This is a genomic window from Pseudomonas sp. RIT409, assembly GCF_003052515.2.
In the GTDB taxonomy this organism is placed as follows: Bacteria; Pseudomonadota; Gammaproteobacteria; order Pseudomonadales; family Pseudomonadaceae; genus Aquipseudomonas.
Window position 1 is genome coordinate 381,336 of record NZ_QARE02000001.1, and the last position, 15,278, is coordinate 396,613.

General features: G+C 60.3%; 13 protein-coding genes. 3 read left to right on the top strand and 10 right to left on the bottom strand.

What is annotated here, in order from left to right:
- Positions 1–144 precede the first annotated feature (144 nt).
- From guaA to DBP26_RS01695, 4 genes are all read right to left on the bottom strand, one after another.
- Positions 145–1,722: a glutamine-hydrolyzing GMP synthase gene (gene guaA, locus DBP26_RS01680; RefSeq protein ID WP_108235870.1), complete on the bottom strand. Its 1,578-nt coding sequence runs from the start codon at positions 1,720–1,722 to the stop codon at positions 145–147.
- A gap of 100 nt (positions 1,723–1,822) precedes the next feature.
- Complete coding sequence (gene guaB / locus DBP26_RS01685; RefSeq protein WP_108235871.1) at positions 1,823–3,292, bottom strand: IMP dehydrogenase; 1,470 nt, start codon at positions 3,290–3,292, stop codon at positions 1,823–1,825.
- Positions 3,293–3,418: 126 nt separating this feature from the next.
- Positions 3,419–3,967 carry a sugar ABC transporter ATPase gene (locus DBP26_RS01690; RefSeq protein WP_108235872.1) on the bottom strand — a complete coding sequence of 183 codons (549 nt, stop codon included), beginning with the start codon at positions 3,965–3,967 and terminating at the stop codon, positions 3,419–3,421.
- A gap of 70 nt (positions 3,968–4,037) precedes the next feature.
- Positions 4,038–4,823 (bottom strand): sulfite exporter TauE/SafE family protein, encoded by a 786-nt coding sequence (locus tag DBP26_RS01695; protein ID WP_108235873.1) that lies wholly within the window; start codon positions 4,821–4,823, stop codon positions 4,038–4,040.
- A 174-nt stretch (positions 4,824–4,997) separates the two neighbouring features.
- Between DBP26_RS01695 and xseA the strand changes: the two genes are divergently transcribed.
- From xseA to leuA, 3 genes are all read left to right on the top strand, one after another.
- Positions 4,998–6,377, top strand: coding sequence for an exodeoxyribonuclease VII large subunit (xseA, locus tag DBP26_RS01700; RefSeq protein ID WP_177410980.1), 1,380 nt, complete (start codon positions 4,998–5,000; stop codon positions 6,375–6,377).
- 3 nt (positions 6,378–6,380) lie between these two features.
- A complete protein-coding gene (locus DBP26_RS01705; protein ID WP_108235874.1) occupies positions 6,381–7,223 on the top strand; it encodes a peptidoglycan DD-metalloendopeptidase family protein in 843 nt (280 codons plus the stop codon).
- 381 nt (positions 7,224–7,604) lie between these two features.
- The gene (leuA, locus tag DBP26_RS01710) at positions 7,605–9,287 is read left to right on the top strand and encodes a 2-isopropylmalate synthase (protein WP_108235875.1); all 1,683 of its coding nucleotides are present in this window, start codon (positions 7,605–7,607) and stop codon (positions 9,285–9,287) included.
- A 45-nt stretch (positions 9,288–9,332) separates the two neighbouring features.
- On the opposite strand, the gene DBP26_RS01715 is transcribed toward leuA, so the two are convergent.
- From DBP26_RS01715 to DBP26_RS01740, 6 genes are all read right to left on the bottom strand, one after another.
- Complete coding sequence (locus DBP26_RS01715) at positions 9,333–9,722, bottom strand: hypothetical protein (RefSeq protein ID WP_108235876.1); 390 nt, start codon at positions 9,720–9,722, stop codon at positions 9,333–9,335.
- 76 nt (positions 9,723–9,798) lie between these two features.
- Positions 9,799–10,590, bottom strand: a complete 792-nt coding sequence (locus tag DBP26_RS01720; protein ID WP_108235877.1) for an amidohydrolase — start codon at positions 10,588–10,590, stop codon at positions 9,799–9,801.
- Positions 10,578–11,726 (bottom strand): pyridoxal phosphate-dependent aminotransferase, encoded by a 1,149-nt coding sequence (locus DBP26_RS01725; RefSeq protein ID WP_108235878.1) that lies wholly within the window; start codon positions 11,724–11,726, stop codon positions 10,578–10,580. The genes DBP26_RS01720 and DBP26_RS01725 overlap by 13 nt, the downstream gene beginning before the upstream one ends.
- Before the next feature lie 119 nt (positions 11,727–11,845).
- Positions 11,846–13,315 (bottom strand): ribosome biogenesis GTPase Der, encoded by a 1,470-nt coding sequence (gene der / locus DBP26_RS01730; protein WP_108235879.1) that lies wholly within the window; start codon positions 13,313–13,315, stop codon positions 11,846–11,848.
- Positions 13,316–13,465: 150 nt separating this feature from the next.
- Complete coding sequence (bamB, locus tag DBP26_RS01735) at positions 13,466–14,617, bottom strand: outer membrane protein assembly factor BamB (RefSeq protein WP_108235880.1); 1,152 nt, start codon at positions 14,615–14,617, stop codon at positions 13,466–13,468.
- Entirely contained in the window at positions 14,610–15,251 is a 642-nt protein-coding gene (locus DBP26_RS01740) for a tetratricopeptide repeat protein (RefSeq protein WP_108235881.1), read from the bottom strand. The genes bamB and DBP26_RS01740 overlap by 8 nt, the downstream gene beginning before the upstream one ends.
- Between the last annotated feature and the right edge of the window lie 27 nt (positions 15,252–15,278).

The following is a 15,278-nucleotide window of genomic DNA, read 5'->3' on the forward strand; positions in this document are numbered from 1 at the left end:
CCCCGTACCATGCCATAAAAAAACCATGCTTGGCGATGCAAAACCCTGCCTGATCTTGCCAGACCCAAAAAGCCAAAAGCCCGCAATTACGCGGGCTTGAGGGCATTTTTTGCTAGATCGTGCCGGGCAGTGCCGGACGTGGGATCATTCCCACTCAATCGTCGCCGGTGGCTTGCTCGACACGTCGTAGGTGACACGAGAGATGCCGTCGATCTCGTTGATGATCCGGCCGCTGACGGTCTCCAACAGTTCGTAAGGCAGATGCGCCCAGCGTGCGGTCATGAAGTCGATGGTTTCCACAGCACGCAGAGCGACGACCCAGGCGTAACGACGGCCGTCACCGACCACGCCTACCGATTTCACCGGCTGGAACACCACGAACGCCTGGCTGACTTTGTGGTACCAGTCGGCTTTGCGCAGTTCTTCGATGAAGATGTGGTCCGCTCGACGCAGCAGGTCGGCGTATTCCTTCTTCACTTCACCAAGGATACGTACGCCCAGGCCCGGGCCTGGGAACGGGTGGCGATAGACCATGTCGTACGGCAGGCCCAGTTCCAGGCCCAGACGACGAACTTCATCCTTGAACAGTTCGCGCAGCGGCTCGACCAGTTTCAGGTTCATTTCTTCCGGCAGGCCGCCCACGTTGTGGTGCGACTTGATGACGTGTGCCTTGCCGCTTTTAGCGCCAGCGGACTCGATCACATCAGGGTAGATCGTGCCCTGAGCCAGGAACTTGATGTTGTGCAGTTTGGCCGATTCGGCGTCGAACACGTCGATGAACGTGCGACCAATGATCTTGCGCTTCTTCTCTGGGTCGGCCTCGCCAGCCAGATTGTTGAGGAACTGATCTTCGGCGTTCGCGCGAATCACTTTGACGCCCATGTTCTCGGCGAACATAGCCATCACTTGCTCGCCTTCGTGCAGGCGCAGCAGGCCGTTGTCGACGAACACACAGGTCAGTTGATCGCCGATGGCTTTGTGCAGCAGGGCCGCAACCACTGAGGAGTCAACACCGCCGGACAGACCCAGCAGCACGTTGTCAGTACCAACTTGAGCGCGGACTTGAGCGATGGCGTCTTCAGCGATCTTCGACGGGGTCCACAGCGCTTCGCAACCACAGATGTCGAGGATGAAGCGCGACAGGATGCGACCGCCCTGCTTGGTGTGAGTCACTTCCGGGTGGAACTGCACGCCGTAGTAACCACGAGCGTCGTCAGCCATGCCCGCGATCGGGCAGCTTGGTGTGCTGGCCAGAATGTGGAACTCGGACGGCAGCTTGGTGACTTTGTCACCGTGGCTCATCCAGACGTCCAGGCCGAGCACGCCATCAGCATCGACATGGTCTTCGATACCGTCGAGCAGGCGGCTCTTGCCAACGACGTCGACACGGGCGTAACCAAACTCGCGCAGATCGGAACCTTCGACCTTACCGCCCAGTTGCTCAGCCATGGTCTGCATGCCGTAGCAAATGCCAAAGACCGGCACGCCCAGGTCAAATACCGCTTGCGGACAGCGCGGGCTGTCGGCTTCGTGCACGGACTCGGGACCACCGGCGAGGATGACGCCTTTGGGAGCGAATTCGCGAATCGCTTCGTCGTCCATGTCGAACGGGTGCAGTTCGCAGTACACGCCGATCTCACGTACGCGACGGGCGATCAGTTGGGTGTATTGAGAACCGAAGTCCAGGATGAGGATACGGTGGGCGTGAATGTCGAGGGTCATGAGTCATTCTCGTCGAAAATCAGAAACAAGACGGGGCTGTAATGAACAGCCCCGCTACAGAATTCTTGAAACGCGCCCGAATCACCGGGCGCATTTCCAATCACCCTACGCGATAGTTCGGCGCTTCTTTGGTGATCTGCACGTCATGAACGTGGGATTCGGCCATGCCTGCGCCGGTGATGCGAACGAATTCGGGCTTGGTGCGCATCTCTTGAATGTTGGCGCTGCCGGTGTACCCCATGGAAGAACGCAGGCCACCCATCAGCTGATGAATGATGGCAGCCAGCGAGCCCTTGTACGCGACGCGGCCTTCGATGCCTTCCGGCACCAGCTTTTCGGCCCCCGCGGACGAATCCTGGAAGTAGCGGTCCGAAGAACCTTGCGCCTGGGACATCGCACCCAACGAGCCCATGCCACGGTAGGCCTTGTAGGAGCGCCCCTGGAAGAGCTCGATTTCACCTGGCGCTTCTTCGGTGCCGGCGAACATGGAGCCCATCATCACGCTGTAGGCACCCGCGACGATGGCCTTGGACAGGTCGCCGGAGAAACGGATGCCGCCGTCGGCGATCAGTGGAACGTCGGTGCCTTCCAGTGCTGCGGCCACGTTGGCGACAGCGCTGATCTGCGGCACGCCGACACCCGCGACGATGCGGGTGGTGCAGATGGAGCCCGGCCCGATACCGACTTTCACGCCGTCAGCACCGGCTTCGACCAATGCGCGCGCCGCTTCGCCGGTGGCGATGTTGCCGCCGATGACCTGAACGTCAGGGAAGTTCTGCTTGACCCAGCGAACGCGATCGATCACGCCTTTGGAGTGACCGTGCGCGGTGTCGACGACGATCACATCGACGCCAGCAGCCACCAGCGCAGTGACACGCTCGCCCGTGTCCTTACCGGTCCCGACCGCTGCACCGACACGCAGGCGACCCTGGTCGTCCTTGCTGGCCAGTGGGTAGGCCTTGGCCTTTTCGATGTCTTTGACGGTCATCATGCCCTTGAGGGCGAAGTTGCCGTCTACGATCAGGACCTTTTCCAAACGGTGCTTGTGCAGCAGCTCACGCACTTCGTTCTTGTCAGCGCCTTCGCGCACGGTCACCAGGCGCTCTTTCGGCGTCATCACTTCGCGGACCGGGATGTCCAGGCGATTTTCAAAACGCACATCGCGGGAGGTGACGATGCCGACCAGCTCACCATCATGCAGGACAGGGACACCGGAAATGTTGTGCAGACGGGTCAGCTCGAACAGATCGCGAACGGTAGCGTCGGCCTCGATGGTAATCGGGTCCTTGACCACACCGGCTTCGAACTTCTTGACCTTGCGCACTTCCGCGGCCTGTTGTTCGATGGTCATGTTCTTGTGGATGATGCCGATGCCGCCTTCCTGAGCCATGGCGATGGCCAGACGGGCTTCAGTGACGGTGTCCATAGCGGCGGAGACGAGGGGGATGTTCAGTTCGATGCCACGGGTCAATCGGGTTTTCAGACTGACTTCGTTGGGAAGCACCTCGGAATAACCGGGCACAAGGAGGATGTCGTCGAATGTAAGGGCTTCTTGGCTGATACGCAGCATCGCTGGGCTCCCGAGCGGGAAAATGGAAGCGCGCCATTATACCGAGACACCCACCCTTGCTCAACGTAAAGATCGGGCAATTTCATAATCAATGCGATGCACACACCCTATGAACCGCCACACGGCCTAAAGGCGGACTTTGACGACTGAAACCGGCCGATCCAGGCGCTCGGCGAAGGCCTCGAGAAAGCTGGCCTTGAAGCCGGCATCCAGCCAGTCGTTGAAGATGAAACCGAGGTTTGAAAACCCGCAGGCGTCAAGGAACAGAAAGCCGTTGATATCATCTTCAAACCCGCATTCCGGGCAGGTGAAATTGTCGGTATGGCCCGGCATCCATTCCTCGAGGCTGTCGAACAGCGCCTCGCCAATTTCACGACGGCATTCCGGACAGCCGGCCTCTTCCTTGAACCCTTGCTGTGGCGTGTAGATGCAGCGCTTCAGGACGATCTCCAGACCGTTCACCGCTTTGCCGTAAGGCAATGCATCGGGGTTTTCCACGAACCGGCGCGCCCCAGGTCCGATCCCATAGGCCATACGATTGAAGCTGCGCCCACAGGTGCTCAGCGACTCCTCGACCACCTCCAGCTTCACCAGCCAACGCAGGATCGCCTGCGCCTTCGCCTCGTGGGCGGGAAAGCTGGATATCTGCGGGACGATGATGCTTTGGGTGTTCATACCGTGGCCTGTGGACGCGTGATCGGGGGCGGCAGCTTAATGCCGTCGCCAACCGAGTCAAGTATGGGCCTCAACCGGTGACGTAGCGACCGACGAGGGTGATGCCACTGATCAGCACCAGCCAAGTCACCAAGCGCACGAACGTTTCCCGGGACAGGCGCTTCATCAGGCGACGCCCGATCCACGACCCAACCAGCATGGCCGGCAGCAGGCAGACTGCCATGACCAACAACGGCAGTTGCGCATAGACACCAGTGACCGCGAACAAGCTCAGCCGCACGATGGTGCTGCAACTGATGAGTGCGTTCTGAGTGGCCCTCGCCTGGGATTTATCGGTCAGACGGCTGTTGAGGTAAATCGCATAGAGAAAGCCGCCGCTGCCAAACAGCGCGCCGAACAGCCCACCGACGGTCCCCATCGGTATCGACCACCCTGCCGACAACTGTGTAGGACGCACCTTTATCGCGAGGCTGTAGATCGAGTAGCCAATCAGGAATAGCCCCATTAATAGAAGCAGTAGGTCGGATTTCAGATTCAGCAGAAAAACCACGCCCAGGGTGCAACCGATCGCCATGCACGGCACCAGCCGCAACAGCTCAGCGCGCACGATGGACTGCCGCGAGGGCAGCAAATGACTGAAAGCAGCCAAGAAATCCAGCATGACCAACAGCGGGATGATGCGCGACAGGGGCATGAAGTGAATCAGGAGAGGCCCGGCGACCAGCGCGGTGCCGAAACCGGCAATCGCGAAGACCAGATAAGCGGCGATCACACCGCCTTCGATGAGCAGCCAGTCAACGGGGGTAAGCCCCAACTGATCGACAACGCCCGATAGTTCGGCGAACGGGGTGAGCATGGAACCCTCCATGGATGATCGGCGGCGCACAGCATACTTCATCCACCGACTTCTGCCGTGGGTACCCATTGGCTCATCGAGAAACTGTCGGTCGCAGGCCCATCGACACACAGCATCCGGATGACGCCGATTAATGTGATGAGCCACGCGGCAATTCCCTTTATCATGCCCGCCATGATCAAAGATCCCTTTGCAAGACTCGGCCTCGACCGGGAAGTCCTCACTGTCAGCCAGCTCAACGGCCGTGCCCGGGTCTTGCTGGAAGATGTGTTTTCCAGCATTTGGGTCGAGGGCGAGATTTCCAACCTGTCTCGCCCAGCTTCGGGCCACGTGTATTTCACGCTTAAGGACAGCGGCGCGCAGGTCCGTTGCGCTTTGTTCCGCAGTAATGCCGCACGCGTGCGGCAGGCGCTGAAGGACGGTCTGGCGGTCAAGGTTCGGGGCAAAGTTTCGCTGTTCGAGGGTCGTGGTGATTACCAGTTGATCCTCGATACCGTCGAGCCCGCAGGCGATGGTGCACTGCGGCTGGCTTTCGACGCGCTCAAGGAAAAACTCAGCGCCGAAGGCCTGTTCAGCGCTGAACGCAAGGTCGCCCTGCCTCTGCACCCGCAACGCATCGGTATCGTCACGTCACCCACGGGCGCTGTGATTCGCGACATCATCAGCGTGTTCAAGCGACGTGCGCCGCAGGTCGAACTGACACTGATTCCAACCGCCGTACAAGGCCGCGAAGCGATCAATCAGATCGTCCGGGCCTTGAAGACGGCGGACGCGAGAGGTTTCGACGCGTTGATCCTGGCTCGGGGTGGCGGTTCGCTGGAGGACCTGTGGTGCTTCAACGAAGAAGCCGTCGCGCGCGCCATCGATGCGTGCGTGACGCCGATCGTCAGCGCCGTAGGTCATGAGACCGACGTCTCCATCAGTGATTTCGTGGCCGATGTACGCGCCCCCACACCCTCGGCTGCAGCCGAATTGCTGGCCCCTGATTCCAGTGACCTGCATCGCCGCGTGGAAAACCTTCAGCGTCGATTGATCACGCGGATGCGCGACCGGCTGATGCGAGACCAGTTGCGGCTTGAGGGCATTTCCCGTCGCCTGCGCCATCCGGGCGAACGGCTGCGTCAACGCGCACAGCGGCTGGATGATCTGGACATGCGCCTGCGCCGTGCTTTCGAATCGCAGATGCACAAGCGCTCGACGCGGATCGGTCACCTGGAAAGCCGTCTCGCCGCCCAGCATCCTGGCCGCACCCTGGCCTTCCTGCGCCAGCGCTTGGAAGTACTAGCCGAGCGTCTGCCTCGGGCGATCCGGGAAAACCTCAAGACGCGACGTCTGCAATTGCAGAGTCAGGTGCAGACGCTCAATGTGGTCAGCCCTCTGGCTACATTGGGTCGCGGCTACAGCATCCTGCTGGATGAAAAAGGCAAAGCGGTCCGCACGGCGCAACAAACACATACCGGTCAACGCCTCACGGCGAAGCTGGCCGAAGGCGAACTGCAGGTGCGCGTCGAAGACAACCACCTGACGCCCGTCACCCTCTCTCTATTGGACTGATCGATGCTGCCTTGTCTTTTACGCGCGTTGACCGGCGCTGCACTGGCGCTGTGCCTGGCCCTTCCCGCCCATGCCGACAGCTATCTGTCGCGCTTGTTGAACAAGCCCGTGCCGGGCGGCGTGGCGGTTGTCGACCTCGGCGCTTCTGCACAACCGCCGAAAGCCACGTTTCAGGGCAAGCCGGTGTTGGTGGTGAAGGATGCGGAAGCACGGTGGCTGGCGATTGTCGGCATTCCTCTGACCGTAAAGCCGGGGAGCTCCCAGCAGGTGTCCAGCGGCGGGCGTAACCTCACGTTCGCGGTGGGGAGCAAAAAATACCCCGAACAGCACATCACGCTGAAAAACCAGCGGCAGGTGAACCCCAACCCCGATGACCTGAAACGCATCGAGCGGGAACTGGATGTGCAAACGCGCGCTTACCGCACGTTCAGCCCGGTGACGCCCAGCAACCTGTTACTGGACAAGCCCGTGGACGGCCCGCTGTCGAGCAGGTTCGGCGTGCGTCGTTTCTTCAACGGCGAGGAACGCAACCCGCACGCGGGCCTGGACTTCGCGGTCCCGGCAGGTACGCCCATCAAATCCCCGGCAGCGGGCAAGGTGATTCTGATCGGCAATTACTTCTTCAATGGCAACACGGTGTTCGTCGATCATGGACAAGGCTTCATCAGCATGTTCTGCCACATGTCAAAAATCGATGTGAACGTCGGCGACTCAGTGCCGCGTGGGGGGATCGTGGGCCGCGTCGGTTCGACCGGACGCGCCACGGGGCCGCACATGCACTGGAACGTCAGCCTGAACGACGCGCGGGTTGACCCCGCAATCTTCATCAATGCCTTTCAGCCGTAGCGCCGGGATTCGCCATCAGGTTTGGGCAGCCCCCATAAGCCATCGATGGGCTGCTCCGTCCGAGGCCAATGGCGGCCTCGCATACCCCAACAATAAATAATCACGCTTCGCGGCTTATTCGCTACAAAATACCGCCCGAGGCTCTTTTTGGAATAGTTCTACCAATTTTCCCCAACTGCTTGCCACCTTTAACCCCATTGGTTACGGTTGGACACATGAACACGTCCCACACCCTCATTTTGCTACGTCAACATCGCTGCCTCAGTCTCGTCAGTGCGCGACTGCCAGGCTGAATCGCGGTGCCTCGACCTCGCTGCTCCATTGCGAAACAACTCGGTTGGCCGCCTTCTTTCGGCCCTGCGTACAACAAGGATTATTCACATGACCATGCTCAAAGATCCCTCGAAGAAGTACCGTGCGTTCCCCACCATCGATCTGCCTGACCGTACCTGGCCTTCCAAGACCATTACCGAAGTGCCGATCTGGTGCAGCTCCGACCTGCGCGACGGTAACCAATCGCTGATCGAGCCCATGGATTCGGTCAAGAAACTGCGCTTCTGGAAAACCCTGGTTCAGGTCGGCGTGAAGGAAATCGAAGCGTCGTTTCCCGCTGCATCGCAAACCGATTTCGACTTCGTGCGTACCCTCATCGAAGAGGGTCACATTCCGGACGACACCACCATCCAGGTGCTGACTCAAGGCCGTGAAGACCTGATCGAGCGGACGTTCGAATCCCTGCGCGGCGCCAAAAAGGCCATCGTTCACCTGTACAACGCAACCTCGCCGGCCTTCCGCCGTATCGTGTTCAATCAGGACAAGGAAGGCATCAAGGCCATCGCGGTCAACGCTGCGAAGCTGTTCGTCAAATACGCCGCGCAGCAGCCGCAAACCCAGTGGCAGTTCGAGTATTCGCCCGAAACCTTCAGCGCCACCGAGCTGGACTTCGCCAAGGAAGTCTGTGACGCCGTCGTGGAAGTGTGGAACGCCACCCCTGAGAACAAAGTCATCCTCAACCTCCCTGCGACGGTCGAGGTCGCGACTCCAAACATCTACGCCGACCAGATCGAGTGGTTCTGCCGCAACATCAAACGTCGCGATAGCGTCATCATCAGCCTGCATACCCACAACGACCGGGGCACCGGCGTTGCCGCCACCGAGTTGGGCCTGATGGCCGGAGCCGACCGCGTCGAAGGCTGCCTGTTCGGCAACGGCGAGCGCACCGGCAACGTCGACCTGGTTACCGTGGCCCTCAACATGTACACCCAAGGCCTGGATCCGCAACTGGACTTCTCCGACATCGACGGTGTGCGCAAGGTCGTTGAAGAATGCAACCAGATCCCGGTCCACCCTCGTCACCCGTACGTCGGGGACCTGGTGCATACGGCGTTCTCGGGCTCCCACCAGGACGCCATCCGCAAGGGCTTTGCCCAGCAGAAAGAAGACGCGCTGTGGGAAGTGCCTTATCTGCCGATCGACCCAGCCGACATTGGCCGTAGCTACGAGGCCGTGATCCGCGTTAACAGCCAGTCCGGCAAAGGTGGCATTACCTATCTGCTGGAACAGGAATACGGCATTTCCCTGCCGCGCCGCATGCAGATCGAGTTCAGTCAGGTGGTTCAGGGCGAAACCGATCGTCTGGGCCTGGAAATGACCGCACAGCAGATTTACGCGCTGTTCAAGAACGAGTACCTGCAGGCCAACAAGCCTTACGCGCTGGTCAGTCATCGCCTGCAAGAAGAAAACGGCCACAGTGCGGTGGAAGTCGAAGTCACCGGCAAGGGTGACGGTGAGAGTAACCTGCACTGGCGGGGCAAAGGTAACGGCGCTCTGGAAGCGTTGGTTGCCGGCCTGCCGGTTCCGGTGGAAATCATGGACTACAACGAACACGCCATCGGCGCGGGCACCACGGCAAAGGCGGCTGCTTATATCGAATTGCGCGTGAACGGTGAGCGCGCAGTGCACGGCGTCGGGATCGACGAGAACATCACAACGGCCAGCTTCAAGGCCCTGTTCAGCGCACTGAACCGCGGTTTGATTCAATCGGAAACCGCAAAGGCTGCGTAACACCCTGCCCTGCAGCGGCGCGTCTGTGCTGCTGCAGGGAGCCTATCAGGCTGTGGTGTTGACCGACCCCTTCATCAATTGCAGCAACGCCGATTGCTGAGCCATCAATTGCGCACTGGTCGCAGCAATTTGTTGCTGAATGGCCATGACCTGCGCGGCCTTTTCCTGATCCGACGCCTTGCTCGCCTGCACTGCGGCCAATTGCTGCTGTTGCTGTTCGAGCATCTTCTGGGTTTGTTTGATCTGCTCCTGGATTTGCTTGATCAGTTGCTCCTGCGTCACGCCGTCGGAAGACGCCTTCGGCGCCTGATAAACATTGCCGCGCAGGTTCACGCTGGCTGAGGTCGCGTCGCTCGTGCTGGAGGCATCGGTTTTCACGGGGGTGGCGAATGCCGCGGGGTAGGCACTCAGCGAATTCGTATTGATGGCGGTCATGATCAACTCCTGTTCTGTGCACCCTGTATCGGCACGGACACACAGAACTGAAGCTCGTTGATCCCGCTGCTAGCCTTCACCGTATCTCGTAGGCATCGGCGTCCAGGTAGGCAGGGAATTTCTGCCGATAAGCTGCCAGGCTTTCCGCGCAGAGGCTGACCTGAAAAACACCGTCGGCTTCGCCGACATTCAGCAGGCTCTCCCCTTGGAAATCCAGCACCTGGCTGTCGCCTGTGTAGGACAGACCTTTACCATCGACGCCGACCCGATTGACCGCCGCGACATAACACAGGTTTTCGATGGCCCGCGCGGGCAACAAACGGTTCCAATACTGACGGCGGGCCCCGGGCCAATTGGCGGTGTACAGGAGCAGATCGGTATCGCGAGCATCGCGGCTCCAAACCGGAAAGCGCAGGTCGTAGCAGATCAACGGACGAACACGCCACCCCTTGAGCTCGAGCACGACCTGGCGCTCCCCTGGGCTGTAGTGCTCATGCTCTCCTGCCATGCGGAACAGATGTCGCTTGTCGTAGTGAAGCAATTCGCCGTCAGGCCGCGCCCACAACAGTCGGTTTCGGTGACTGCCATCGCCAGCGCGCACGATCACGCTGCCAGTCACCACCGCGTTGAGACGCTTGGCCTGACCCAGTATCCATTGGGAAGTGATTCCGTTTTCAGGCTCCGCCAGCCGTTGCGACTCCATGGAGAAGCCCGTGGTGAACATCTCGGGCAATACCACCAGATCGGCGCCGGCGGCCTGGGCCAGCAGTTCTTCGAAATGCGCGTGGTTGGCCGCGCAATCGTGCCAAGTTAGGGTGGTCTGCACCAAGGCGATGTTCAGGTCAGGCAAATGGCTCAGATCGCGCATAATTTTTCCGCTGCCAGACGCAACGTCTCCTCTCGCTTGGGAAAGCACAGGCGAATGAGACGCTGGCCTTCGGGCGGGCTCTGATAGAACACTGAAGGCGGAATGCTCGCCACGCCGTGCTCGCGGGTCATCCACAGGGACATTTCGACATCGTTCAGATCCGGGCGAATCTGCGAGTAGTCGACCAACTGGAAATAGGTCCCCGCTGCGCGCTTGAAGGTAAAACGCGAACGCTCAAGCCGGTCGCAGAAAAAGTCGCGCTTGGCTTGGTAGAACGCAGGCAGTTCCTCAACGTGCTCGGGGGACATGGCCATGAAATCCGCCAAGGCCCATTGCAGCGGCGTGACACCACAAAAGCCAACGAACTGGTGGATTTTGCGCATCTCGGCGGTGAGCGCCGGCGGGGCGACGAGGTAGCCGGTCTTCGAGCCAGTGACGTGATAGGTCTTGCCGAACGAACTGACGACGAAGGCGCGTTCGTAGAGTTCTTCATGGGCCAGCACGCTGGCATGCTTCACGCCGTCGAACACCAGGTGCTCATACACCTCATCGCTGACCAAGTAGATGTCACGACCGCGAATTAGCGCGGCCAACTGGTCCAGTTCGGCACGGGTTATCAGCGCACCGCTGGGATTGTGCGGGGTGTTGATGATGATCATGCGGGTCTTGGGGCTCAACGCGGCACTGAGCTGTTCCCAGTCGATGGAGAACTCGCCATCCTTCAATTGCACATGCACGCAACGACCGCCCGCCAGTTCGACAGAGGGCTCGTAACTGTCGTAGCTGGGGTCGAAAACGATGACTTCATCGCCCGCCCTGACCACCGTCTGAATCGCGCAGAAAATCGCGTGCGTGGCGCCAGGCGTGATGGTGATTTCGCTGTCGACATTCACCTGCCGACCATAGGCCCGCGCAATCTTCGCGGCGACCTGCTCGCGCAACGCAGGCAGACCGGCCATGGGAGCGTATTGGTTGTAGCCCTCCATGGTGCGACGGCAGAGGGCTTCGCGCAGCGCATCCGGCCCATCGAAATCAGGAAAACCCTGGGACAGGTTGATCGCCCCTGTTTCGGTTGCAAGCTGGGACATCACGGTGAAAATGGTGGTGCCAACGTTCGGCAATTTGCTGGTGATCATGGGTTCTTCCTGCTCTCCACCCGGCTCCACAACGGCAGGGGAAGGGGCAGAATAGCCCAATGAACCGATACAAAAAAAGGCGCCTGGGGCGCCTTTTTTCAAAGATAAGTCCGTGAGGATCAGCGCTTGTCCTTGCGCTTCTTCTCGGCTTTCTTATGGTGCGACATCAAGCGGCGCTTCTTGTTGACCTGTCGATCGGTCAGCGTGTTCTTGTTGCCTTCATACGGATTCTCACCGCCCTTGAACTCGATGCGGATCGGCGTACCGACCAGCTTGAGCACACGGCGATACGTGTTTTCCAGATAGCGCACGTAAGACTTGGGCACCTTCTCGACCTGGTTGCCGTGGATCACGATCAACGGTGGGTTGGCCCCGCCCAAGTGAGCGTAACGCAACTTGATCCGGCGGCCATTGACCATCGGCGGCTGGTGCTCGCTGATGGCATCTTCGAGAATCTGGGTCAGGCGGCTGGTCGGCCAGCGGGTCACGGCGGATTTGAACGATGCCTGGACCGACTGATACAGGTTGCCGACGCCCGTGCCGTGCAACGCCGAAATGAAGTGAATGTCAGCGAAGTCGACGAAAAACAGACGACGCTCCAGCTCGGTCTTCACGTAGTCACGCTCGCTCGGCTGCATGCCATCCCACTTGTTCAGCGCGATGACAATGGCACGCCCGGACTCCAACGCGAAGCCCAGCAGGTTCAGGTCGTGGTCCACGACGCCTTCACGGGCATCCATCACGAAGATCACCACATTGGCGTCCTTGATGGCCTGCAAGGTCTTCACCACCGAAAACTTTTCGACTTCCTCGTGGATCTTGCCGCGCTTGCGCACACCCGCCGTGTCGATCAGCGTGTACTTCTCCTCGTTACGCTCGAACGGGATGTAGATACTGTCGCGGGTCGTGCCGGGCTGGTCATAGACGATGACGCGCTCTTCGCCCAGCATGCGGTTGACCAGCGTCGACTTGCCGACGTTGGGGCGGCCGATGATGGCGATCTTGATACCGTCTTTCTCGCTCGGGCCAGGAATGCGCTTGGCTTCCTCCCCCTCTGCAACCTCTTCTTCCTCGCCTTCCTCGACTTCGTCAGCGTCTTTCGGAAAGCCACCCAAGGCCGTTTCCAGCATTTGGGAGATACCCCGACCATGGGCGCCAGCAATCGGGATCGCGTCACCCATGCCCAGTGGGCTGAACTCGGCGCGCGCCATGTCCGGGTCGATGTTGTCGACCTTGTTGGCGACGACGTAAGAGGTCTTGTTGCGCTTGCGCAGGTGCTCGCCAATCATCTGGTCGGCGGCGGTGAAACCCGCCTTGGCGTCGACGAGGAACAGCACCACGTCGGCTTCTTCGATGGCCAGCAGCGACTGCTCCGCCATCTTTTCATCCATGCCGTATTCGTCGCCGGAAATACCTCCGGTGTCGATCACGATATAGGAACGCCCTTGCCACTTGGCCTCACCGTACTGGCGATCGCGGGTCAGACCGGACAGGTCGCCGACGATGGCGTCGCGACTCCGGGTCAGGCGGTTGAACAAGGTGGACTTGCCGACGTTCGGTCGACCCACCAGGGCGATTACGGGAACCATGCGGCTCTCCACTTCGTTATTTCAGAAAATACAAAAGCCGCTGCAAGGCAGCGGCCGGAGTTCGGAGCGGCACCGGAAAGTGCCACAGGCCCCATCATTCGGGGCCGCGAGAGGACGCCGTCGGCCGGCCTCCTCAAGCATAGACAGCCACTACTTGATCGTCAGCGCTTCCAGCTTGCCGCTGTTGCCGAAGACGTAGATCGTGTTGCCCGAGACCAGCGGACGAGCCCGCAGGCCATCGCTGTCGATTTTTTCACGGGCGACGAAATGGCCGTCGACCTGGCTCAGCAGATGCAGATAGCCTTCCATGTCGCCTACCGCGACGTAGCTGGAGAACACTTCAGGCGAACCCAGTTGACGGCGAGCCAGCGAGTCGTTGCTCCACAAGGCGGTGGACGATCGCTCATCGACACCCTCTACGGTGCCGTTGGCCAGGGAGACGTACACGCTGCCGAACCCTTGGGCCACGCCCGAGTAGCTCGATGCATCACGCTGCCACAACACACGACCGCTCTGCAGGTCCAAGCCCGCCACTCGGCCCTGGTAGGTGGCGACATACAGGGTGCTGCCCGACAGCAGCAGGCCGCCGTCGATGTCGACCACACGGTCCAGCTCCGAGCGACCTTGCGGGATCGCCACGCGCTGTTCCCAGACCGGCACACCGTTGGTAGTGTCCAGTGCCACCACTTTGCCTGTGGACAGACCCGCCACGGCCAATTGGCTGGTGACCAGCGGTGCGCCGGTGCCCCGGAGGGTCAGGACGGCAGGACTGCTTTCGTAGATCCAGCGCTGATTGCCAGTGGCGGCGTCGTAACCGATGACTCGGTCATCCTGGGTCTGGGCAACGACCACATCACCATTGGTGGCGGGGGCCGAAAGTACCTCGCTGGTGGCCTTGGCCTTCCACTTCTGCTCGCCGGTGGCCTCGTCGAGCACGATGACCTCACCCCTCAGGGTGCCGAGCATCACCAGGCCGGAACCGACGCCAACAGCACCGGAAACGGGCTGCTCGAGTTCCTTCTTCCAGACCACGTCACCGTTGCTGCGGTTGATCGCCATGACCAGCCCGGTGGCATCGGCAGCATAGATGTTTTCGCCGTCGATCGCCGGGACCAGAATGTTGTAGATGTCGCCCTGGCCGTCACCCACCGAGCGGCTCCACAATTTCTGCAGGCTGACTTCCTGTTTGAAGTCGACCAGTTCCGCTGGCGGCAACTCCTTCTTGCTGTTGCTGCTGCAACCCGCGGCCAGAACGGCCAGAGCCAGCAATGCTGCATGTTTCCAACGAATCACGTCACGCATCCCCTTTCGCCAGATCGTCGAGCTTCATTTGCAGGCCGCCAACCGCCGATTGCTCGGACAACGCAGCCTTGGCTTTCTTGTATGCAGCGTACGCATCATCGGTACGACCCAGTTGAACCAGCAGATCGCCACGCAGCTCTTCGCGGCTGGCCTCGAATGACTTGTCGACCTGGCCATCCAGCAGTTTCAAGGCGTCTTCAGCCTTGTTCTGCGCTGCCAGCACACGGGCCAGACGTTGACGAGCGATTTCACCGAGCGTCGGATTGACGGGTTTGTCGGCAACCGCTTTCAGCTCATTGGCTGCATCGTCCAGTTTGCCGGTATCGACCGCGACCTTGGCCACGAACAGGCTGCCGTACTGAGCGTAAGCCGTGCCACCGAATTCGCTTTTCAGCTTGCCGGCGATGTCAGCGACCTGGCCGGCATCGGCCTGCCCGCTCGGCGTCAGCGCGGTTTCCAGCAATTGTTGATACAGCGCCGAGGCACCTTGTGCCTGGTTGTTCTGATAGCGATGCCAGGCTTGCCAACCCAACACCACGATCACTGCGAGCAGACCGCCGGTCACCAGCGGCTTGCCGTTACGCTGCCACCAATCTTTAACCGCCGCCAGTTGTTCTTCGTCAGTACTCGACACCCCAATACTCCTATCCGCTTTCGCTTA

What these genes read in the sequence shown, in the direction of transcription:
- DBP26_RS01720 (WP_108235877.1), bottom strand. Translation starts at nt 10,590, where the DNA reads ATGCGCGATCTGAGCCATTTGCCTGACCTGAACATCGCCTTGGTGCAG.
- guaB (WP_108235871.1), bottom strand. Translation starts at nt 3,292, where the DNA reads ATGCTGCGTATCAGCCAAGAAGCCCTTACATTCGACGACATCCTCCTT.
- DBP26_RS01690 (WP_108235872.1), bottom strand. Translation starts at nt 3,967, where the DNA reads ATGAACACCCAAAGCATCATCGTCCCGCAGATATCCAGCTTTCCCGCC.
- bamB (WP_108235880.1), bottom strand. Translation starts at nt 14,617, where the DNA reads ATGCGTGACGTGATTCGTTGGAAACATGCAGCATTGCTGGCTCTGGCC.
- xseA (WP_177410980.1), top strand. Translation starts at nt 4,998, where the DNA reads ATGATCAAAGATCCCTTTGCAAGACTCGGCCTCGACCGGGAAGTCCTC.
- leuA (WP_108235875.1), top strand. Translation starts at nt 7,605, where the DNA reads ATGACCATGCTCAAAGATCCCTCGAAGAAGTACCGTGCGTTCCCCACC.
- DBP26_RS01715 (WP_108235876.1), bottom strand. Translation starts at nt 9,722, where the DNA reads ATGACCGCCATCAATACGAATTCGCTGAGTGCCTACCCCGCGGCATTC.
- DBP26_RS01695 (WP_108235873.1), bottom strand. Translation starts at nt 4,823, where the DNA reads ATGCTCACCCCGTTCGCCGAACTATCGGGCGTTGTCGATCAGTTGGGG.
- DBP26_RS01725 (WP_108235878.1), bottom strand. Translation starts at nt 11,726, where the DNA reads ATGATCACCAGCAAATTGCCGAACGTTGGCACCACCATTTTCACCGTG.
- guaA (WP_108235870.1), bottom strand. Translation starts at nt 1,722, where the DNA reads ATGACCCTCGACATTCACGCCCACCGTATCCTCATCCTGGACTTCGGT.
- DBP26_RS01705 (WP_108235874.1), top strand. Translation starts at nt 6,381, where the DNA reads ATGCTGCCTTGTCTTTTACGCGCGTTGACCGGCGCTGCACTGGCGCTG.
- der (WP_108235879.1), bottom strand. Translation starts at nt 13,315, where the DNA reads ATGGTTCCCGTAATCGCCCTGGTGGGTCGACCGAACGTCGGCAAGTCC.